Source organism: Bacteroidales bacterium (assembly GCA_029210725.1).
In the GTDB taxonomy this organism is placed as follows: domain Bacteria; phylum Bacteroidota; class Bacteroidia; order Bacteroidales.
Genome location: JARGFM010000006.1, coordinates 25,405 through 47,107, shown reverse-complemented (window position 1 = coordinate 47,107; position 21,703 = coordinate 25,405). Strand labels below are relative to the sequence as shown.

Annotated in this window: 21 protein-coding genes, 1 tRNA gene and 1 pseudogene; 13 read left to right on the top strand and 10 right to left on the bottom strand. The window is 47.7% G+C overall.

The genetic code is table 11. The annotated features are described in order from the left end of the window. Positions 1 to 57 precede the first annotated feature (57 nt). A complete protein-coding gene (locus P1P86_04805) occupies positions 58 to 2,070 on the bottom strand; it encodes an alpha amylase C-terminal domain-containing protein (GenBank protein MDF1574494.1) in 2,013 nt (670 codons plus the stop codon). Between the two features lie 104 nt (positions 2,071 to 2,174). Here P1P86_04805 and P1P86_04800 point away from each other — a divergent pair, with 104 nt between their 5' ends. Beyond that, positions 2,175 to 3,104, top strand: coding sequence for a bifunctional riboflavin kinase/FAD synthetase (locus tag P1P86_04800; protein MDF1574493.1), 930 nt, complete (start codon positions 2,175 to 2,177; stop codon positions 3,102 to 3,104). A 151-nt stretch (positions 3,105 to 3,255) separates the two neighbouring features. Continuing rightward, on the top strand, positions 3,256 to 4,677 hold the full coding sequence (ahcY, locus tag P1P86_04795) for an adenosylhomocysteinase (GenBank protein MDF1574492.1): 1,422 nt from the start codon (positions 3,256 to 3,258) through the stop codon (positions 4,675 to 4,677). 110 nt (positions 4,678 to 4,787) lie between these two features. Here ahcY and P1P86_04790 read toward each other — a convergent pair whose 3' ends face one another. After that, on the bottom strand, positions 4,788 to 5,186 hold the full coding sequence (locus tag P1P86_04790; protein MDF1574491.1) for a hypothetical protein: 399 nt from the start codon (positions 5,184 to 5,186) through the stop codon (positions 4,788 to 4,790). A 120-nt stretch (positions 5,187 to 5,306) separates the two neighbouring features. Between P1P86_04790 and P1P86_04785 the strand changes: the two genes are divergently transcribed. The 3 genes from P1P86_04785 to P1P86_04775 all read left to right on the top strand — a co-directional run bounded on the left by P1P86_04785 (position 5,307) and on the right by P1P86_04775 (position 6,754). Beyond that, positions 5,307 to 5,792: a hypothetical protein gene (locus tag P1P86_04785; GenBank protein MDF1574490.1), complete on the top strand. Its 486-nt coding sequence runs from the start codon at positions 5,307 to 5,309 to the stop codon at positions 5,790 to 5,792. Positions 5,793 to 5,874: 82 nt separating this feature from the next. Then, a complete protein-coding gene (gene greA, locus P1P86_04780; protein MDF1574489.1) occupies positions 5,875 to 6,348 on the top strand; it encodes a transcription elongation factor GreA in 474 nt (157 codons plus the stop codon). A 10-nt stretch (positions 6,349 to 6,358) separates the two neighbouring features. Then, positions 6,359 to 6,754 (top strand): HIT family protein, encoded by a 396-nt coding sequence (locus tag P1P86_04775; GenBank protein ID MDF1574488.1) that lies wholly within the window; start codon positions 6,359 to 6,361, stop codon positions 6,752 to 6,754. Between the two features lie 2 nt (positions 6,755 to 6,756). On the opposite strand, the gene ruvC is transcribed toward P1P86_04775, so the two are convergent. From ruvC to rplU, 5 genes and pseudogenes are all read right to left on the bottom strand, one after another. Then, on the bottom strand, positions 6,757 to 7,314 hold the full coding sequence (gene ruvC / locus P1P86_04770; protein MDF1574487.1) for a crossover junction endodeoxyribonuclease RuvC: 558 nt from the start codon (positions 7,312 to 7,314) through the stop codon (positions 6,757 to 6,759). Next, positions 7,298 to 8,197: a DMT family transporter gene (locus P1P86_04765; protein ID MDF1574486.1), complete on the bottom strand. Its 900-nt coding sequence runs from the start codon at positions 8,195 to 8,197 to the stop codon at positions 7,298 to 7,300. Before P1P86_04765 ends, ruvC begins: the two co-directional genes overlap by 17 nt. 12 nt (positions 8,198 to 8,209) lie before the next feature. Continuing rightward, positions 8,210 to 9,490 (bottom strand): serine--tRNA ligase, encoded by a 1,281-nt coding sequence (serS, locus tag P1P86_04760; protein MDF1574485.1) that lies wholly within the window; start codon positions 9,488 to 9,490, stop codon positions 8,210 to 8,212. Positions 9,491 to 9,568: 78 nt separating this feature from the next. After that, positions 9,569 to 9,832, bottom strand: coding sequence for a 50S ribosomal protein L27 (gene rpmA, locus P1P86_04755; protein MDF1574484.1), 264 nt, complete (start codon positions 9,830 to 9,832; stop codon positions 9,569 to 9,571). A 282-nt stretch (positions 9,833 to 10,114) separates the two neighbouring features. After that, a pseudogene (gene rplU, locus P1P86_04750) lies at positions 10,115 to 10,417 on the bottom strand (50S ribosomal protein L21). Positions 10,418 to 10,654: 237 nt separating this feature from the next. Here rplU and P1P86_04745 point away from each other — a divergent pair. From P1P86_04745 to P1P86_04730, 4 genes are all read left to right on the top strand, one after another. Further along, positions 10,655 to 11,275, top strand: coding sequence for a bifunctional nuclease family protein (locus P1P86_04745; protein ID MDF1574483.1), 621 nt, complete (start codon positions 10,655 to 10,657; stop codon positions 11,273 to 11,275). Between the two features lie 77 nt (positions 11,276 to 11,352). After that, positions 11,353 to 12,678: a nucleoside transporter C-terminal domain-containing protein gene (locus P1P86_04740; protein ID MDF1574482.1), complete on the top strand. Its 1,326-nt coding sequence runs from the start codon at positions 11,353 to 11,355 to the stop codon at positions 12,676 to 12,678. A gap of 2 nt (positions 12,679 to 12,680) precedes the next feature. Continuing rightward, positions 12,681 to 13,085, top strand: coding sequence for a response regulator (locus P1P86_04735; protein MDF1574481.1), 405 nt, complete (start codon positions 12,681 to 12,683; stop codon positions 13,083 to 13,085). Positions 13,086 to 13,092: 7 nt separating this feature from the next. Continuing rightward, positions 13,093 to 14,214 carry a glycosyltransferase gene (locus P1P86_04730; GenBank protein MDF1574480.1) on the top strand — a complete coding sequence of 374 codons (1,122 nt, stop codon included), beginning with the start codon at positions 13,093 to 13,095 and terminating at the stop codon, positions 14,212 to 14,214. 4 nt (positions 14,215 to 14,218) lie between these two features. On the opposite strand, the gene P1P86_04725 is transcribed toward P1P86_04730, so the two are convergent. The 3 genes from P1P86_04725 to recQ are packed head-to-tail and all read right to left on the bottom strand — an operon-like array spanning position 14,219 to position 18,113. Then, complete coding sequence (locus tag P1P86_04725) at positions 14,219 to 15,040, bottom strand: hypothetical protein (protein ID MDF1574479.1); 822 nt, start codon at positions 15,038 to 15,040, stop codon at positions 14,219 to 14,221. Beyond that, a complete protein-coding gene (locus P1P86_04720; protein ID MDF1574478.1) occupies positions 15,041 to 15,937 on the bottom strand; it encodes an ABC transporter ATP-binding protein in 897 nt (298 codons plus the stop codon). A gap of 1 nt (position 15,938) precedes the next feature. Continuing rightward, positions 15,939 to 18,113, bottom strand: coding sequence for a DNA helicase RecQ (gene recQ / locus P1P86_04715; GenBank protein ID MDF1574477.1), 2,175 nt, complete (start codon positions 18,111 to 18,113; stop codon positions 15,939 to 15,941). A gap of 114 nt (positions 18,114 to 18,227) precedes the next feature. Between recQ and tatC the strand changes: the two genes are divergently transcribed. From tatC to tig, 4 genes are all read left to right on the top strand, one after another. After that, complete coding sequence (tatC, locus tag P1P86_04710) at positions 18,228 to 19,370, top strand: twin-arginine translocase subunit TatC (protein ID MDF1574476.1); 1,143 nt, start codon at positions 18,228 to 18,230, stop codon at positions 19,368 to 19,370. Positions 19,371 to 19,404: 34 nt separating this feature from the next. Continuing rightward, positions 19,405 to 20,127, top strand: coding sequence for an LPS export ABC transporter ATP-binding protein (gene lptB / locus P1P86_04705; GenBank protein ID MDF1574475.1), 723 nt, complete (start codon positions 19,405 to 19,407; stop codon positions 20,125 to 20,127). 52 nt (positions 20,128 to 20,179) lie between these two features. Continuing rightward, positions 20,180 to 20,261, top strand: a tRNA-Leu gene (locus tag P1P86_04700). 89 nt (positions 20,262 to 20,350) lie between these two features. Then, the gene (tig, locus tag P1P86_04695; GenBank protein ID MDF1574474.1) at positions 20,351 to 21,703 is read left to right on the top strand and encodes a trigger factor; all 1,353 of its coding nucleotides are present in this window, start codon (positions 20,351 to 20,353) and stop codon (positions 21,701 to 21,703) included.

Sequence of the window (21,703 nt, the reverse complement as noted above, 5' to 3'; positions counted from 1 at the left end):
CTTTGCATATCAGTTGGAAGCATCCCCGGCAGGTGAGGCCGGCCGTTCACGGCCAGCTTATCTGACTTTCGGGATCTCCTCGTGACGGAGGACCATCCCTGTCCGGGAGGGCAGGTAGAGTTTCAGGCTCTGTTTAAGCCCGAAGGATCGTTCCACCGTGGTACGATGAATCATGGCCGTGTCGTACCTGTCAAAGCCTCCGAATTCAGGATCGTCTGTACAAAGCAGGGTGCTGTATTTCCCGGCATCCACAGCAAGGCCGTAATCGGCATAGGAGTTTACAGGATGGAAGTTGAACACAAAGAGCAGACCTTTTCGTTCAAAGGCAATCACCAGGTCGGCCTGGTCTGTTTTTACATGATTACAGGAGGCGTTAAAGATTCCTGTTTTTGAAAGCAGGACCACCATCTTCTTATCGAAATCGCTTAGCTGGTGATACCTCAGTTTCCTGTTTTTCATCAGGCTCCATTGGCGCCTGGCATACTGGTAAGACCATTGGTTCCCTTCCCTGGGGAAGTCGATCCATTCGGGGTGACCAAATTCGTTGCCCATGAAGGTGAGGTAGCCGTTCCCGGCTGTAGCTGCCGTGATAAGACGGATCATCTTATGCAGGGCGATGCCCCGGTCCACCACCAGGCTTTGGGAATCCTTGTTCATGTGCCAGTACATCTCCTTATCAATTAAGCGGAAAATGATGGTCTTGTCTCCCACCAGTGCCTGGTCGTGCGATTCCGCATAACTTACGGTCATCTCATCGGCTCTTTTGGAGGTGAGCTCATGGTATATTTCAGAAACGTTCCATGCTTCATCGGCCTTTTCCTTGATGGTTTTAATCCAGTAGTCGGGAGTCCCCATGGCCAGGCGGTAGTTGAAGCCAACTCCGCCATGCTCTAAAGGAACAGCCAGGCCCGGATAACCACTCATATCTTCTGCTATGGAAAGAGCTCCGGGCCTGATTTCCTGGATCATCTTATTGGCCAGCGAGAGATAGGTGATCGCATCTTCGTCCTGTCCCCCGTCAAAATAGAAATCATAGGAGGTGACGTTCCGTTCCAGACCGTGATCGTAATAAAGCATGCTGGTTACTCCATCAAATCTGAATCCATCGAATCGAAACTCGGTAAGCCAGTAGTTCACATTGGACAGCAGAAAATGACTCACCTCATTTTTACCATAATCAAAACACAGGGAGTCCCAGGCCATATGTTCCCTGCGTTGGCCGCCATGGAAGAACTGTGCCGGATTACCATCCAGCAGTCCGAGCCCTTCATTCTCATTTTTTACCGCATGAGAGTGCACGATATCCATAATTACAGCGATTCCCTGCCCATGAGCTTCGTCTATAAGCTCTTTCAGTTCCTCCGGGGTTCCAAATCTGGAGCTGGATGCGAAAAAACTCGAAACATGGTATCCGAAGGATCCATAATAGGGGTGCTCCTGAACAGCCATGAGTTGCAGGGTATTGTATCCACCCCTGACCACATGTGGCAGGACCGTTTCCCTGAACTCAGAATAGCTCCCTACCTTGTACTCTTCCGTAGCCATACCGATATGAGCTTCGTAGATCATGGGCTGAAAACCCCTCAGTTCAGGCAGGGGATGTTTCCACATATAAGGTTTATCGGGATTCCATACCTGGGCATCAAAAACCTTGGTTTCAGGATCCTGTATCACCCGGTTGGTCCAGGCGGGGATCCGGTTCCCTTCTCCGCCTTCCCAGCGGACCAGCATCTTGTATCTGTCACCATGGGTGATGGATCCTTCATCCAGCATAATCTCCCAGTTGCCATAATCGAGTCGGGTAAACCGATATGCCTCCTCAATTCTCCAGTCATTGAATGTGCCGGTAAGGAAGATCTCTTTGGCATGGGGAGCCCATTCACGTATGACCCACCCATGCGTAAGCCTGTGAAGTCCGAACCAGAGATGCCCGCTGGCAAAGGATTGAAGGGTCCCCTCACCCGCCAGTTCCTTCTCCCTTGCCAGGGCTTTATTCTTGCGCCTTATAATGGCATCCCTGTATGGCTCCAGCCAGGGATCATTCTGTATCAGACGAGGATCATTCTCCATAATTGTCATTAAAGTTACATGTTTTTGCGTGGATTAAAAGTGTTAACAGAATTGGTGTATATTCGGTATAGCATTATTTTTGAGATCTCTTTGAATTGGATAGAATGAAAGTATGGGATATCAATGATTCATTTTCTTTAAAACGGCCTGTAGCCACCATTGGGATATTTGATGGAGTCCATTCCGGACATAAGTTTATCCTGGATCATCTGATTTCCCGGGCCAGGAAACATGGGGGTGAGTCGGTGGTGGTGACCCTCTGGCCACATCCGCGTATTGTTCTGAACAAAGAACTGCATCACTTTAAATTGCTTCATACACAGGAAGAGAAAATCAGGGAGATGGAAAGGCACGGGGTCGACCATCTGCTCATCGTTCCTTTCGACAGGGAAATTGCTTCATTGACTGCTTGTGATTTTGTACAGAAGTACCTGGTTGATAAACTTGGGGTGGAGGTGCTGCTGGTAGGTTATGACAACAGGTTCGGGAAGGACCGGAAAGGAGATCCGGAAGGCTTGAGCATGTGTGCGGAAAAGAACAGGTTCATCATTGAAAAGATACCCGAATACCTTTTGGAACACGGCGGGGTTAGCTCCACAGGTATACGGGAAGCCATATTAAGAGGGGATCTGGAAACTGCCAGGAAACTACTGGGATACCACTACTACCTCTCGGGTACAATCGTGGAAGGAAATCATATTGGCAGAAAGATGGGGTTTCCCACTGCAAATATTCATCCACGGCATCCCTATAAACTGATTCCCATGAATGGGGTGTATGCTATTCGTACCGAACTTAGAGGAGGCTTGTACAATGGAATGTTGAACATAGGGTTTCGTCCTACCATCGACAGCGCCATGGCAGTAAAAACCATTGAGGCACACCTCTTTGAAATTACGGGGGATTTTTATAATGAAGAGGTGGTGATCCATTTTGTAAAAAGAGTCAGGGATGAGATGAAATTCAGCGGCCTGGATGCATTGAAAAAGCAGCTTCAGAAGGACAAGGAAAACATTCAGAATATACTATACTAATAGTAGCACCCTTGTTGCCGTTACTGCTGCTGATTTTATGCAGCCAATGAGACCCTCTTCCTGTTCCCCTCAGTGAGATAAAGGCGACTTAAACTCGGGGTTAGCATTTTTCTTTAGAAAAGTGTAATTTTGCACTCCAAATTGAAACATGATGGATACTAAAACATATAAAGAGACACTCCCTTACAAGGTTGCTGATATCAGCCTGGCCGAATTTGGGAGAAAGGAGATTGAAATTGCTGAGAAGGAGATGCCCGGACTGATGTCCATCCGCAGGAAGAATGCCGAAACAAAGCCCCTGAAGGGGGCCAGGATCATGGGATCCCTGCATATGACCATACAGACAGCGGTCCTCATTGAGACCCTGGTGGAACTGGGAGCCGATGTGCGCTGGGCCAGCTGTAATATTTTCAGCACCCAGGATCATGCTGCTGCTGCTATTGCCGCTGCAGGTGTTCCGGTTTTTGCATGGAAGGGGGAGACTCTGGAAGAGTACTGGTGGTGCACCGCCCAGGCTCTTAACTTTCCGAAAGGGAAGGGGCCCCATATGATTGTGGATGACGGAGGAGATGCCACCCTGCTGATCCACAAAGGGTACGATGCTGAAAACGATGCCTCTTTGCTCAGTGTCAAAGCTTCAAGTCATGAAGAAGCAGTGATTTACGAAACTCTGAAAGGGATCCTGGATGAGGATCCTGGAAGATGGCACCGGACGGTCCCGGAGATCAAAGGAGTCTCTGAAGAAACCACCACCGGGGTACATCGTCTCTACCAGATGATGGAGCAGGGAAAACTGCTGTTCCCGGCCATTAATGTCAACGATTCTGTTACCAAGTCCAAGTTTGACAATCTCTACGGATGCCGGGAGTCTCTGGCAGATGGCATCAAACGTGCTACCGATGTGATGGTGGCAGGAAAAGTGGTGGTGGTCGCCGGCTATGGGGATGTGGGAAAAGGATGTGCGCACTCCATGAAATCCTATGGAGCCCGGGTCATTGTTACCGAGATTGATCCTATCTGTGCCCTGCAGGCTGCCATGGAAGGTTATGAGGTGAATACCATGGAAGAAGCCTTAAAGCAGGGAAATATCTTTGTGACCACTACGGGGAACAAGGATGTGATCACCGCAGAACACATGGCATCCATGAAAGATCAGGCCATTGTTTGCAATATCGGACATTTCGATAATGAAATTCAGGTAGCTCAACTGGAAAACTGGAAAGGCATCCGCAAGATCAATATCAAACCTCAGGTAGACAAGTATCTCTATGAGGATGGCCATGCCATTTTCCTGCTGGCCGAAGGTCGTCTTGTGAACCTGGGTTGTGCTACCGGTCACCCGTCGTTTGTGATGAGTAACTCATTCTCAAATCAAGTTCTGGCGCAGCTTGATTTGTGGAAGAAAGAGTACACGACAGGGGTCTATATGCTTCCCAAGCATCTCGATGAAGAGGTAGCCAGGCTGCACCTGGAACAACTGGGGGTAAAACTGACTACCCTGACACCGGAGCAAGCTGAATACCTGGGTGTAAAAGTAGAGGGTCCCTACAAACCACATCATTACCGGTATTGAGCTCTTCGTATTCGTTTACGAAGCCTCCCCCTGCGAGATGTTATGCGTGTATGAAGCCTATAATTCGTTGCTTGCAACGAATTTCAGCGAGTAACGCATAACATCGAGCTCTAGTTGGTTATGAGCAAAATATTCCCCTGTATGGAAGTCCGGTACTCCACCAGCGGATACTCGGCCGGGCCGGAGTTCGGATAGGCACCATTCATCAGTACATAGGTGGAACCACATTCCGGACATTCAAAGACACCCACGAAAATGTCATCTTCCTCGACGGCTTTATCATGGGCGGGGTATTCAGTGCAGGTGAGATCATAGGCGTGGAAGATCAAATCATCTTCCCTGTACAGGACAATGCCTCTGTATCCTTCGTCCGGAATGATTCTGGTTGAACCGATTCCCATGCTTCCCAGTTCCGCATATATATCCAGGTCGACGTACACCTTTACATAGGGGATGATCTGGCCCCGGTTGCTTTCACAGGAGGAAGTGAGCAGCCCCAAAAGAACCATTGGTAATATGAAGAATATACGAAGATGTGAGGCCATTTGACAAAATAAGTAAGAAAGTTGGCTAATTTTTGTAATTTTAACTCCCTAAGCCAATTATTATTGCACGATCTCCACAGAAAGATGGATTTTGAAATAGGAAACATACTGTATATTGTTATTACGCTGGTCGCTGTAATTGTGGGCCTGCTGGGAAAAAAGAAAAAGCCGGCCCCGGGGGATACTGATGGATTGGAAGGCGAGAGGCGTCCGGGCTTTTTAGAGAACCTGGAACGTATCATGACCATGGGACAGGAAGAATCCCTGGTGACTGACCTGCAACCATATGAGGAGGATTTGCCGGTGGAGGAGATAGTTCAGGCAGAGGAGGAACCTTTCGCTTACTTCCAGCGGAGTCCGGGAATCCTGGAGCAATATGACGCCATCATGAACCGTATAACGGATGGTGATCCTCAACTTGTCATGAGTGAAGGGGAGAGTATGCTGGAGCCCCTGGAGGTGGAAGACCTGGATTACATACCCGGGACTGACTATTTTGAGATTGTTAAAGATTTTGATGCGGGTACGGCGGTTGTATATTCTGCAATAATCAATCGTCTTGATATTTAGGTTTTTTTTGTAATTTTGCAATAGAAGAGTTCCGGGGTATGCGGAATTCTTTTTCTTTTATTATAAACAGGAGGAAATTGTTATGGCACAAGCTTCGTATATGACAGAGGAGGGACTGGCCAATCTTAAAAGAGATTTGGAGCAGTTGACCAATGTGGAAAGGCCGGCCATTTCGCAACAGATTGCCGAGGCCAGGGATAAGGGTGACCTGTCTGAAAATGCTGAGTATGATGCAGCAAAGGAGGCACAGGGTTTGCTGGAGTTGAGAATCGCCAAGCTGGAAGATATGGTGGCCAACGCCAGGATTATTGATGAATCAAAAATCGATACCTCACAGGTACAGATTCTCAATAAGGTAAAGATCAAGAATACTAAGAATAACCAGCAGGTGGTATATATGCTGGTCTCCGAAAGTGAATCGGATATCAAAAGCGGAAAGATTTCTGTCGCCACGCCCATTGCAAGAGGATTGTTGGGTAAAAAGGTTGGTGATGTGGTGGATATCAAGGTTCCATCGGGAGTGATGTCCTTTGAGATCTTAGAGATATCTCTATAATTCACCGCTTATGGCTTCCATTTTTTCAAAGATTGTCGCAGGAGAAATTCCGTCCTACCGCATCCATGAGGATGACCGGTACTACGCATTTCTGGATATCAATCCTCTGGCGGAAGGACATACACTGGTCATTCCCAAAGTTGAAACAGATTACCTGTTCGACCTGGAGGATGATCTGCTGGCCGGTATGATGGTATTTGCAAAAAAGGTGGCCCTGGCCATTGACCGCACCATGGTGTGCAAGCGGGTTGGAGTGGCTGTTCTCGGACTGGAAGTTCCCCATGCCCACATTCACCTGATTCCCATTAACGACCTGCATGATATTGAGTTTAGCAAACCGAAACTGAAATTTTCAGATGAAGAGCTCCGGGCTACAGCCTGGAAGATTTCATCTGCCCTTCAATAGGTTTATTTGATACGGTCCGGATTCTTGCGGATAAACTCTTCCCAGTTTTTTACCCCTTCCCTGGGAAATACGACACCCTTTTGATAGAAATGGCAAACCGCTGCAGCCAATCCGTCGGTAGCATCCAGTTTAACCGGCATATCTTTCAGGTCAAACATTCTCATCAGCATGCGGGCCACCTGTTCCTTGGAAGCATCTCCCTTACTGGTGATGGATAGTTTGATTTTCCGGGGAGCATATTCAAATACAGGAATATCCCTGGCCAGAACAGCAGCCATGGCTACTCCCTGGGCTCTGCCCAGTTTTAGCATCGACTGCACATTTTTTCCGTAGAATGGCGCCTCGATGGCTACTTCATCGGGAAGGTAAAGTTTTATTAGCTCAAGTGTGCGCTGATAAATCTTTCTAAGCTTCATATAGTGATCGCCTTCGCGTTTCAGGTCCACTACCCCCATATCCATAAATACCGGGTTTTTTCCGGCCCCTTTGATGACCCCATACCCCATCATGGTGGTCCCTGGATCAATCCCCAGGATAATGCGTTCAGAGCTGTTTTTCATTTTTCCCGATTATATTCTGGATTACAATGCCGGTTACCAGCAGGATAATGCCGGCTATGGTACTCAGGTATATTTTTTCGTCCAGTAAATATCTGGCAAAAAACAGGTTAAGGAAAGGCGCCAGGTATACCAGGTTACTGATCCGGTCGCTCTTTGGTGCCAGACGTATAGCCATGAGCCATATCACAAAGGTAATACCCATTTCGAAAACTCCCACATAGAGGGCAGCCGACCAAGCTTCCAGGGAGGTGGGGAAGGGCTGTGCCCTGAAGATCCCGGCAAGCAGGAGGATCCCTGATGCAAAGCAAAAATTGAGGAAGAGACGGGTCACCGGATCTTTTCTGTCACGTGTATTGTATAGAAAATAGAGGGCCCAAATCACAGAAGTGGAGAGGGCCAGCCCGATGCCAAGACGGTTTTGAGGGTCCTGCGACACACTGCCCCCCATACTTGAAATCAGCACCACGCCGGAAAAGCTAAGCAACATGGCCCCTATACTGAGCCAGCGGATGCGCTGGCCAAGGATGGGTATGGATAGCAGAACCAATACAATGGGCCAGACCATGTTGAGGGGTTGTGCCACCTGTGCCGGAAGGATGCTGTAGGCCTTAAAAAGGATCAGGTAATAGGCCACGGGATTCAGCAGTCCCATCAACAGAGAGAAGGCAAGGTCTTTTCCGGAAAAGGTAAGCAGTGAGGATATCTGTCCCCTGGCCAGAACCAGGATGCCCAGCACCAGGGTGGAACCCAGGCTTGCCCCTGTGAGCAGCTGCCAGGTATCCGTGAACCGGAGCCCCAGTTTAAAGGCCGTAGGGCTGGTCGACCAGAATAGCACAGCCAGGAGGGCTAAGATATAGGCTTTCCTGGCTGATTTAAGATTCATGTACCCGGAATGTCAGGAGATCATAGTATTTCCTGGTCCCAAATAGGGATGCAATACTTCAGGGATTTGAATACCCTCAGGGGTCTGGTAATTTTCTAAGAGGGCTGCCATTATTCTTGGCAGGGCCAGGGCGCTGCCATTAAGGGTATGGGCCAGCATGGGACGCTTCTCCCCCGGCTCCCTGAAACGCAGTTTCAGCCGGTTGGCCTGATAGGATTCGAAATTAGAGACTGAACTGACTTCCAGCCACTTCTCCTGAGCAGCCGAGTAGACTTCAAAGTCGAAGGTGAGTGCAGAAGTAAAACTGAGATCTCCACCACAGAGCTCCACAATCCGGTAGGGGAGACCCAGTTGGACAATTAATTGTTCCACATGGGCCACCATGTCGTCCAGGGCCTGGTAGGAGCGAGAGGGGTGTTCAATATGGACGATCTCCACCTTGTCGAACTGATGCACCCGGTTTAGTCCCCGTACATCTTTCCCGTATGAGCCAGCCTCTCTTCTGAAACAGGGGGTGTAGGCTGTATTTTTTACGGGCAGGTCTGCGGCATTCAGGATCACGTCCCTGTATATATTGGTGACAGGCACTTCCGCAGTAGGAATCAGGTAAAGGTTATCCGCGGCGACATGGTACATCTGGCCCTCCTTATCGGGAAGCTGTCCGGTACCAAATCCAGATGCTTCATTCACCAACAGAGGGGGGAGTATCTCTTCATATCCGGCTTTTATGTTCTGATCCAGGAACCAGGAGATCAGGGCCCGCTGCAACCTGGCGCCCTTTCCCCGGAAGACCGGAAATCCGCCTCCGCTTATCTTGACTCCCAGTTCAAAATCGATCAACTTATATTTTTTGGCCAGTTCCCAGTGCGGCATGGAACCTTCAGCGAGGCTGGGAATCACACCTCCCCGGCGAATCTCTTTGTTGTCGGCGTCATTATTGCCCGGAGGTACGGAAGGGTGGGGAATATTAGGAACCTGAACCAGCAGTTCGTTTAGTCTGGAACTGGCAAGCAGCAGATTCTGCTCCAGGGCTTCCAGCTCCTGTTTAATGGCCGAAGTCTGCTCCTTTATCTGCTGAGCCAGCTCATTTTCGCCTTTTTTGAAAAGCACTCCGATTTTTTTACTGAGTTTGTTCATCTCAGCCTGCTTTTCATTGGTTGTTACCTGCAGGGAGCGTCGCTCATTATCCAGTTCAATGATCTGGTCGATCAGTTCAGGAGTTCTGAAATTTTTAATCTCCAGCCCTTTGAGGATGGTTTCTCTGTTGTCGCGGATATAGGGAATGGTAAGCATGATGAAAGCATAAAAAAACCTGTAAAACACTTTAAAGGTAGTGCATTACAGGTGAAGATATATATTATTTAAGTAATTCTACTGGTTTTCGAGCGGCTCGATGGAGACGTATGATTTGTTGTCTCTTTTCCTGGTGAATTTTACCATGCCGTCGGTCATCGCAAACAGGGTATGGTCTTTACCGATTCCCACGTTGCTTCCGGGATGATGAACAGTCCCCCTCTGTCTCACGAGGATATTTCCAGCTTTTACGATCTGTCCGCCGTAAAGCTTCACACCAAGTCTTTTGCTTTCTGATTCGCGACCGTTTCTTGAGCTACCAGCTCCTTTCTTGTGTGCCATAACTATTGACTTTTACTTTTAGACTTTCAATTTCCTTAACTAGTTTGCCTGGTCATCTGACTTTTTTTTCGGTGCAGCTTTGGCAGCTGGTTTTTTGGCAGCAGGCTTTTTAACTGCGGCAGTTTTCGTGGCCGCACTTTTAGCTGCGGGCTTTTTGGCTGCGGGTTTTTTTGCAGTTGTTGCTTTAGTTGCAGGCTTTTTCTCAGCAGAAGCTTTGCTTGCAGGAACCACTTCCTTTTTTGTCGCAGGAGCCTCTTTTTTGGCAGTGGCACCTGTCTCTGAAATAGCCTCAATCTGAATCTGGGTCATGTATTGACGGTGGCCATTCAGCTTCTGATATCCCTTTCTTCTCTTTTTCTTAAAGACAAGGACTTTGTCCCCTTTCATATGGGAGATAACCTTTGCATCGACAGAAGCCCCTTTAATAACAGGGTCGCCAACGGACACTTTGCTTCCATTATCGATTAATAAAACTTTTTGGAAGCTTACCTTTTTTCCTTCTTCTGCTTCCAGCCTGTGAACAAACAATTTCTGGTCTTTTTCTACTTTAAACTGCTGTCCTGCTATATCAACAATCGCGTACATTCTACAATGCTTTTTACTTTATATCAGATTTTTGGGTCTGCAAAGATAGAAAAGATTGTCTGATCGGCAAAGGTTTTGGATGAATAATTTTGCGAATAGATATGCCTGATATTTCTCATATGAATTAGTTGCAGGGAACACACATGAAGCCCTTTTTTAATGAGGTGAGAGCTAAGCGTCTGCATTTGGAAACAAATGAAACTATATGTACGTTTGTGATTAAAGGCATTATAAGGTATGGGGAAAATCAAGTTAAATGTTCTGGGAATCTCCTATAGCCAGACCCAATCGGGCGCCTATGCACTGGTCCTTTCCGAGGAGGAAGGAAACCGGAGGATTCCTATCATAGTCGGAGGATTTGAAGCGCAGGCCATTGCCATTGAACTGGAGGGTCTGGCGCCACCCCGCCCGCTGACTCATGACCTGTTTAAGAATTTTGCAGAAGCTTATGGAATTACCATTATGGAGGTAAATATCCATAAGCTGGAGGATGGGGTGTTCTTCGCCAATATTCTGTGTGATAACGGCGGACAGAGCATCACCCTGGATGCCAGAACCTCCGATGCCATCGCACTGGCTCTGAGGTTTAACTGTCCGATATATTCCACAGATACCATCGTGGAGAAAGCCGGGATCGTGCTTGATTTTGAGAAGGGTTCCGATTTTGAACAAACGGATGTTCCCCCGGAGCAGGAGAGTGAAGTAGAACAAGGAAAAAAAATAAAGGGGGCTCCTCAGACCGACCTTTCCAAAAGAAGCATGGATGAGTTAAGATCGATGCTTGCAGAAGCAGTTTCTAAAGAGGACTATGAGAAGGCTTCTGAAGTCAGAGACGAGATAAACCGAAGGTCCAGATGATTACAGATACTCTGATGCTTGATACGGTACTTTCCGTTATCCGGCAAGCACCGGTCGATTCTATACCCCTGTCTAATATAATTCCTGAAAGAAGCGGATTTGATTTTGACCTGATACGCTTGTTTCGTGGAATGCTTGGTATGGCCGTATTGCTGGCTTTAGCTTATCTGTTCAGTAATAACCGGAAAGCGGTCAACTGGAAAATGGTGGGTACCGGACTGCTCTTCCAGGTGATTCTTGCAATCGGGATACTCTATGTTCCCTTTGTCCAGGTTTTTTTTGAATTTATTGGCAAAGGATTTGTAAAAATTCTTGCTTTTACCAACGAGGGAGTCAACTATCTTTTGAAACGTAACGACACGGGTGCCACAGATCCTGCACTGCAGAATTTTGCTTTCTCCATTCTTCCCACCATTATTTTTTTCGCGGCCTTCTCCAGCCTCTTGTTTTATCTGGGTATTATCCAGTTATTCGTCAAAGGATTTGGGTACCTCCTTTCGCGCGGTTTGGGCTTGTCGGGGCCCGAGAGCCTTTCGGTTGCCGGTAATATTTTCCTGGGTCAGACTGAATCGCCCCTGCTGATTAAACCCTACCTGGAGAAAATGAGTAAATCTGAGATACTGCTGGTGATGTCGGGCGGAATGGCCACCCTGGCAGGAGGGGTGCTGGCGGCCTATATCGGTTTCCTGGGTGGGGGGGATCCTGTCCAGCAGGTGATTTTTGCCAAGCATCTGCTTACCGCTTCGATCATGGCTGCTCCCGGAGTAGTGGTTATCTCGAAAATCATTGTTCCGCAGACCGAAAGTGTGGATAAAACCATTGAGGTAAGCAAGGAAGATGTGGGAAAGAATGCCCTGGACGCTATCTCCAATGGTACAGGAGACGGCCTGAGGCTGGCTGTTAATGTGGGGGCCATGTTGCTGGTATTTATTGCCTTTATTGCTTTTGCCAATTTTATTTTCGTGAAGATCGGGGGATGGACCAGCCTGAATGATAAGATTCTCGCAGTCACCGACGGAAAATATAGTGAACTTAGCCTGGAGTTTATTCTGGGATATGCTTTTTCACCCTTGATGTGGTTAATTGGTGTGGCGGGGGAGGATATCACCCTGGTAGGCTCCCTGCTTGGAAAAAAGCTGATATTGACAGAGTTTGTGGCCTATATTGATCTGGCCGATATGAAAGCTGTCGGCTCCTTTACCGAAACCAAGTCCATTATCATGTCGGTATATATGCTTTGTGGATTTGCCAATTTCGCATCCATTGGAATACAGATTGGAGGAATTGGAGCGCTCGCGCCGGGACGCAGGGTCTTGCTTGCACAATTTGGAATGCGGGCCTTGCTGGCAGGGACCCTTGCTTCCCTGCTTTCGGCCACTATTATCGGAGTTTTAATGGGCTAGATATGGCTGGTGGTAAAAAATATGATTTCGATTTTTCGGATAGAGTAGTTCTGGTGGTAGAGGACAACCCGATCTCTTTCCAGCTGATGAATGCAGTGCTCAGACAGGTGAAGACCAATGTGGTACATGCAATCAACGGGAGAAAGGCGATTGAAATGTGTGAATCAGAGGACCACTTCGATCTGGTCCTGATGGACATGCAGATGCCTGAAGTGGATGGACTGGAGGCGACCAGGAGAATCAAGCAACTCCGTCCGGATTTGCCCGTAGTTGCCACAACTGCCAATATCTACGACGAAAATGCACAGGCCTGTAAAGAGGCAGGCTGCGATGCTTTCCTTTCAAAACCTTTGCAGTTCAGGAAGATGTTCGAATTGATGCAATCATTTTTTGACCGGCAAGAATAGTGCAATGATGGCACTTCCCATACTTTTCATCCTATTACTAATCTATGCTTACTCCCTGCTTATCATGCTCTTTTATCTGGAGATAGAAAAGGAGCCAGGCATGAAAGGTGGTTTAGTGGAAAATCCAATGCCGGTGAGTATCATAATTCCGTTCAGGAACGAGTCGGATCATTTGCCCGGACTCCTGGATGACTTTCTTGGACAGACCTGCCCGGTGGAGCTGTGGGAACTTATATTTGTGAACGATCATTCGGAGGATGGGTCTGCTTCTGAACTGCAAAGCTTGCTAAAGGCCAGGGCCCCGGGGGGAAGGAATGTTTCCGTTATTTCCCTTCCTTCAGGGATAAGGGGGAAAAAGGCAGCACTTGCCCATGGCATTGCCCGTGCAAGGTACGAACGAATTATCCAGGTGGATGGAGATTGCAGGCTGGGCTCCCGTTTTTTAGCCTCGCACATCCACTTTCAGGCAAATTTTCCATCCGACCTGATTGCCGGAATGGTTTCTCCGGAAAAAGGTAACGGAGGGTTCCTGGAAGCCTATGAAAGCCTGGATATGTTATCGTTGATGGGGAGTGCGGCTGGTTCATTCGGGCTGGGCCGGCCCATGATGTGCAGCGGGGCAAATCTCTCCTATTCTAAAAAACTCTACGAGGAGACCCGCATCTTTGATCCCCGGCAACATGAATCTTCGGGCGATGACATGTTTCTGATGATCGGGGCGCGAAAGCTGGGCAGGTCCCTTGCTTTTAATACAGACAGGGAAGCACTGGTGGTGACCGGAGCGGTAAAAAGCCTGCGAAGCCTTATTAATCAACGCATTCGGTGGGGTTCAAAATCGGGCCGCTACAGCATGCCCGATATACAGTTACTGGCGCTTCTGGTCGCACTTACCAATACTTCCATTCTGCTTATGCCACTCTGGTTTTTTTTGTATGCCGGATGGTGGCCCTGGCTGGCCGGTGCCTTGTTCCTGAAGAGCCTGGCCGATTTTTTACTTCTTTACCGAATAACCGGGCTGGCCGGTCAGCTGAAAGCTATGCGACTTTACATACCGGTTACACTGGCTTACTATCCCATTTTTCTGATCACAGTCCTGGGCGCCCTTAAGGGAAAAGCTGACTGGAAATAATCTGTTAGGAGAACCTCCGGCGCTGCATGAGCCGGTAGCTGAAAAAAATGGCCAGCGAAGTGTAGAGAAGCACCAGGAGGATATTGAGCCATACAGGCAATCCCTCAGGCAGGATTTCCAGGCTTGACTCATCCATGGGTTCATTGCTGTTCATCTTCCTTTGAAAAATCTCGATCAGGTCCGGCAGCGGCGTTAACCTGGTGGTGGTCCGCATGGGAAGATACCAGCGCAGCTCCTGTTTGCGAAGGAGCAGGAACAATACAGGATCGACAAATACACGCATGGCCAGGAAAGTCAGCAATGAAAGGGCGGTATTTTTAATCAGCAGAGCCACCAGAAGTCCCATGGACATATAAGCAAAGGAAGAGAGCAGGTATCTACCCAGTATCCAGGTGTTTTCCATGGCAATTTTAAAGGTCAGCTTATAGCTGTAGATCAGTCCCAGGCTGAGGGAAGTAAGTCCCAGCAGCAAGGTGGCAAAAAGAGCTAGTATGGCCACCAGAAAAAGTTTTTGAAGGAGCAGATCTGTGCGGCTAAGTCCGAAAATCAGCTGGGTTTTAAAGGTGTGGTCGTTAAACTCCTTGGTGGTAATCATGATCACAATCAGAGCCAGAAGTATGTTGTAGGGTTCGGTGACCCAGGTGAGAAATACCCAAACATCAGGAAAGCGGAACAGATCGCTCAGGGAGATCACAGGGATCTCCTTATCAATGGCCGGATAGATAATCAGTCCCAGTGTAAAAGCCAGCAGATAGATGCCCAGTGTAATCCGGAACGGATTATAATTCAATAGTTTGATTTGTTCAATATGTAGTAAGCGCCGCATTTATTTCTCTTCCTTTACCAGTTCCAGGAACTGTGATTCAAGGCTTCTTTTCCGGCTCAGCATATGATCGATCACCAGCTCGTTGGCAAAGGCAAAGGCATTGATCTCCGCAGGGCTAATCTCGTCATTGAGGGTGAGAACCAGCAGTCCGTTTTCTGTTTCAAGCTCTTTTACCAAGGAAGACCCCAACAGTTTCTGCCGGAGGGTTTCGTTATCATTACAGGAGATCTCAATAATCTCATCCTCGGCCAGTAACTCCTTTACCGGTCCGTTGGCTAATAGTTCCCCTTTTTTCAGGATAGCCACGTGACTGCATATTTTTTCAACTTCACTCAGTATGTGCGAGGCCAGTATCAGGGTTTTACCCACCTTCACCTGCTGGAGAACAATCTCACGTACTTCGGCTATGCCCTCCGGGTCCAGCCCATTGGTTGGTTCATCGAGGACCAGTACCCTGGGATCGCCCAGCAGAGCCGCAGCAATTCCAAGCCGCTGTTTCATACCGAGCGACAGTGTTGAGAACCGGGATCTTTTTCTCTCTGCCAGTTGTGCTGTTTCAAGAACGCGGTCAATATCCCCGTATGGCATTCCTTTCACATCGCAGATGATTCGCAGGTTGCGTTCCAGGTTCAGGTAGGGATAAAAATGAGGTGTTTCGATAAGAGAGCCGATGCTTCTTCTCTGGCTTGCTTCCGGTTCTTGCCCGAACCAAAGAAACGATCCGCTGTCCTGACGGATAATTCCGGTCAGAATGGACAGCGTGGTGGTTTTACCACTTCCGTTGGGGCCCAGAATTCCATAAGCCTGGCCTTCTGTGATCTGAAGATCCAGTTTCCGGATGGCTCTGACATTTTTATAGGATTTGGATAATCCGTGAATGGAAAGGATTTCCCTCATTTTAGTTGGCAAGCTCAGAAAAGAATTTGATTCGAACGAGCCTTATCTCCTCTTCGGTAAAATACTCTTCCCCCAGTTCAGCCAGAGCATCCTCGATGGACTCTGTTTCTGCCTTACGGAAGTATTCGAAAACCTCTTCCAGTTTCTCCTCATCCATGATCTCTTTCAGGTAATAATCGATGTTCAGTTTTGTTCCGGACCCCACGATGGCCTCAATCTCATCAATCAGATCCATAAGAGTGAGATTCTTTGCATCGGCGATATCATCCAGGCTTAACTTCCGGTCGATGCTCTGGATGATATATACTTTCACCCCTGACTTATTAACCACCGATCGGACCACCATATCCTGCGGACGGATAATATCCTTCTCGTCCACATATTCCCGGATCACATCGATAAATCCCTGGCCATACTTTTTGGCTTTGCCGGTACCGACGCCCACAATATTCTGCAGCTCGTCGATTTTCACCGGATATTGAATTGCCATATCCTCCAGCGAAGGATCCTGGAATACAACAAAAGGTGGAAGATTTAATTCCCTGGCCATTTTTTTCCTGAGATCCTTCAGGATATGAAGCAGTTCCTCATCAACTGCCCCGGTGCCACCGCCAGCTGCAGATAAGTTCTCTTCAGGGGCAATATCAAAATCATGATCCTGTGTCAACATCATCGAATAAGGCTTCTTAATAAACTCATGACCGGCTTCTGTTAGCCTTAATAATCCGTAATTTTCAATATCTTTTGTTATCAATCCTGCAATCAGGGATTGCCTGAGCACAGCATTCCAGAACTTTGCATCCTTATTCTTTCCGGCTCCAAAGTACTCGGAATGATGATGTTTGTAGGTCTTCACTGCACTATTGGCAATACCTGAAAGAACATTTGCAATATGCTCGGATTTAAATTTCTCCTGGACCGCTAAAATAGCTTTTAAACTTAAAAGTATTTCTGCTTTACCCTCAAATTTTTGTTTTGGATGTAAACAGTTGTCGCAGTTGTCGCATCCTTCCTCCATAAACTCCCCGAAATAGTTGAGCAATAGCTTTGGACGGCACACTGCCGATTCTGCATAAGCCACGGTCTCAAGAAGGAGCTGTTTTCCGATTTCCTGCTCTGCCACAGGCTTCCCCTGCATAAACTTCTCCAGTTTCTGGATGTCCTTGTATCTGTAAAACGCGATACACCTTCCTTCCCCTCCATCCCGTCCGGCCCTTCCCGTTTCCTGGTAATATCCCTCCAGGCTCTTGGGCATATCATAATGAATAACAAAACGGACATCCGGCTTATCAATGCCCATTCCAAAGGCAATGGTGGCTACAATGACATCTGCCTCTTCCATCAGGAACTGGTCCTGGTTTGAAGACCGGGTCTGGGCATCCATACCCGCATGATAGGGTAAGGCATTGATCCCGTTGACTTTCAGGGTCTCCGCCAGCTCCTCCACTTTCTTGCGGGAGAGGCAGTAGATGATCCCGGATTTGTTCGGATTGGCCAGTATGAATTTGATAATCTCCTTGGTTGCATAGACCTTGGGCCTGATTTCGTAATAAAGATTATGGCGGCGGAAGGACGATTTAAAAACTCTGGCTCCAAGCATATCCAGGTTTTTCTGGATATCGTTTTGAACCTTTGGGGTGGCAGTTGCAGTAAGGGCGATAAGCGGTGCCGGACCAATTTTATTAATAATGGGTCTGATCCTTCTGTACTCCGGCCTGAAATCGTGGCCCCATTCAGAAATGCAATGCGCCTCATCGATGGCATAGAAAGAGATATTTACCTTCTTCAGGAAATCGATGTTTTCCTCCTTGGTCAGGCTCTCGGGAGCCACGTAGAGCAGGCGGGTTCGTTTATCCAGTACATCCTTCTTTACATTGGCAATGGCATTTTTTGTAAGAGAAGAGTTAAGGAAATGGGCCACCCCGTCGTCCAGGCTGAAACTGCGCATGGCATCCACCTGGTTTTTCATCAGCGCAATCAGGGGAGAGATCACAATGGCAGTACCTTCTTTTATAAGTGCAGGAAGCTGATAACAAAGTGATTTGCCGCCACCGGTTGGCATCAGTACAAAGGTGTCATTGCCTTCAAGAACATTGCTTATAATATCCTCCTGGTTTCCTTTAAAACTGTCAAATCCAAAATACTTCTTCAGGTTAAGATGAAGTATCTTTCCCATGTTCTCCATGCGGCCTTGTATCATCTGAGCAAATTAAAGATAGTATAATTTGATTTCTGTTTCAAGGGGGTTGGTTTTTTTTGTTACTTTGCAAATCCTTTATCCAGACTTAATATGAGTAAGAATACTGAAGGGGAAATGTCTTTCCTTGAGCACCTTGAAGTGATGCGCTGGCATCTCCTGCGTTCCATTACAGCGATTGTTATCCTGGCCCTGGTGGCTTTTGTATTTAAGGATATTGTTTTTGATAAAATTATTCTGGCACCTAAAGAACCCCCGTTCCCGACCAACCGCTGGTTGTGTCAGCTGGGCGAAATTCTCGGGTTGGAACGTATTTGTATCAACCAGAATCCCTTCACCTTACAGACTGTTAAAATGGCCGAACAGTTCTCCATGCATATTATTGTATCGCTGGTAGCCGGGGTTGTGGTGGCCTTCCCCTATATTTTCTGGGAATTCTGGAGGTTCATTGTTCCGGCCCTGTACGATAAGGAAAGGAACACCGCCAGGGGTGCGGTATTCTACACCTCATTGCTTTTTATCCTCGGGGTATTGTTTGGGTACTATATTATCAGCCCTCTTTCGGTCAATTTCCTGGGTAATTACAAAGTGAGTGAAAGTGTTATCAGTGCTCCCACACTCCGGTCCTACGTGCAGACCATTACCTCTGTGGTACTGGCCGCCGGACTGGTGTTCCAGTTGCCAATCCTTGTATACTTTCTGAGTAAGGTAGGACTGGTTACCCCAGACTTTTTAAAGAAGTACCGGAGGCACTCTCTGGTTATTATTGTCACTCTGTCCGCTATCATTACTCCACCCGATGTATTCAGCCAGATACTGGTAGCTCTGCCCCTGATGGTTCTGTATGAAATTGGCATCGCCATAAGTAAACGGATAATCAGGCAGCAGGATGCTGAAAGGGCAGCCGGTGAGAAATCCGTAAAAAGAAAGAAGAAGGCTTCCAGGGAGCCTGATGCAGAACAGAATACATCGGCTGAAGCTCCGGAAACAAAGGAGGAGGATCCGGAAGAAAAAGCGGAAGGCCCCGCCGGTGAATCTGCTGAAGAAAATGAAGCCCCCGGCGAGGAGTCTGATGAGAAGAATGAAGACCCCGCCGGAACGTCGGAAACAAAAGAGACGCTTAGTACGAAAAAACCATGGAAACGGCCGGCTTCCAAACCCGATCCCGAAGAGGGCAATGAACCCGGTAAGGAAAGTCCGGAGGAGGAAGATGATGAAACGGAGCCCCGGGATTAGAAGGCAAGCGATATTTGTATAACTTTGGTTTTATATGAAACTGCATACACATAATCTGGTAAAGAAATATAAGAGTCGCAGGGTCGTGGACGAGGTATCGGTCAGCGTGGAGCAGGGTGAGATTGTGGGCCTTCTGGGACCCAATGGAGCCGGGAAAACCACCACCTTCTATATGATCGTTGGCCTGATTACTCCCCATGAGGGTAACATTATGCTCAATGAGCAGGACATCACCAAAGAACCCGTTTATAAACGAGCCCGGATGGGTATTGGATACCTGGCCCAGGAGGCTTCCGTGTTTCGCAAACTATCCGTGGAGGATAACATCAGGGCGGTTCTGGAAATGTCTGAATTGTCCAGAGTGGAACAGCACGAAAGAGTAGAGTCCATGCTGGAAGAATTTGGTCTCATAAAGATCCGGAAGAGTCTGGGCATTCAACTTTCTGGAGGAGAACGCCGGCGTACCGAGATTGCCAGGGCCCTGGCTCTGAGCCCGCAATTTATTCTGCTCGATGAACCATTTGCCGGAGTGGATCCCATTGCTGTTGAGGATATTCAGGAAATTGTGTCCAAGCTGAAAGAAAAAAATATCGGAATTCTGATCACCGACCATAATGTGCATGAGACGCTGGCGATTACGGATCGGGCCTATCTGATGTTCGAGGGATCTATCTTAAAAGCGGGAACTGCGAAAGATCTGGCAGAAGACGAGCAGGTCAGGAAGGTATATCTGGGACAGAACTTCGAGCTTCGATAAATCAAAGGCACCTTTGTAATCCGGAAATTTGGATTAAATTTGCGGAAATTTTGCGGATGTGGCGGAATTGGTAGACGCGCTAGACTTAGGATCTAGTTCCTTCGGGAGTGGGGGTTCGAGTCCCTTCATCCGCACTTATTTTATGCATAAACCGCTATGCTTTCGGATGTTATGACGACTGTGTTGCGGTTTTTGCTAATTTTGCATAAATCTATTTTTGAATATGAATATTTCACAGGAGAATACCGGTAAGTTAAATGCAGTCCTTCATGTTAAGGTTGGACAGGAAGATTATTCGGAACGCGTTGATAAAGTCCTTAAAGATTATCGCAGACAGGCCAGGGTCGATGGTTTCAGGCCCGGAAAGGTGCCCATGGGTATTATCAAGAAAATGTACTATACACCGGTACTGGTCGATGAGGTGAATAAACTGGTCTCAGAATCCCTGTTCAACTACCTGAGAGATGAGAGTGTCAGCATTCTGGGGGAGCCTCTGCCACACAAGAACGAGGAGCAGACTATTGATTTTGAAAAGGATACGGAATTCGAATTTAAATTCGACCTGGGACTGGCCCCGGAACTGAACCTGGAAGTAAGTGCCAAGGATAAGGTCCCGTTTTATAAGATCAAGGTGGATAAGAAGCAACAGGACGAGTACAAGGAGCAGTTGCTCCAGCGTTTCGGGGAGTTTAAAGCTGTGGATAAGGCCGGGAATGATGAACTCATCAAAGGTGCTCTGGTGAAGGTCGATAAGGAGGGTAATGAAGTGGAGAACGGGATCCGCGTGGAGCATGTTAGTATGTCCCTGGATATGATGAAAGATGACGACCAGAAGGTGCTTTTCAGTGGGGCTGCCGGAGGTGATGAAGTGGTATTCGATGTGAAAAAGGCCTATCCCAATGATACCGAAGTAGCTTCTCTGCTAAGAATAGACAAAACCATGGTAGCCATGCTCGAAGGCACTTTCAAGTGCCTGATAGATGAGGTAAATAAGTTTGAAAAAGCCGTGCCGGGTCCGGAGTTTTATGACAAAGTATATGGGGAAGGTGAAGTAAAGAGCGAGGAGGAGTTCACCAGGCGGGTGACTGAAGAAATTGCACTGAATTATGAGCGTGAAAGTGAGTACCGTTTTATGGTGGATGCACGTGAGACACTGATCAAAAAGGCGAAGATGGATCTGCCCGTGGAGTTTCTGAAACGCTGGATGGTGGAAACAAATGAGCAGATCACCGAGGAACAGGTGGAGGAGGATTTTGAGAAGTATGAGGATGATTTTCGCTGGCAACTGATCAAGGAGCACCTTCTGAAACAACAGAATATTAAGGTAAGCGAGGAGGAGGCCCTGGAATCGGCCAAGGCGATGGCCCTCAATCAGTATATGCAATATGGCATCAGCAATGTTCCGGATGATTACCTGGAAAACTATGCCAGGGAGATGATGTCCAAGCCGGAAGAGAGCCGCAAATTCTATGAGCAGAAGGGCGAAGAGAAACTGATTTCTTTTATTAAATCCACGGTCAAGTTGGATCAGAAAGAGGTCAGTTCAGAGAAGTTCCGTAAATTGTACGAGAAATAA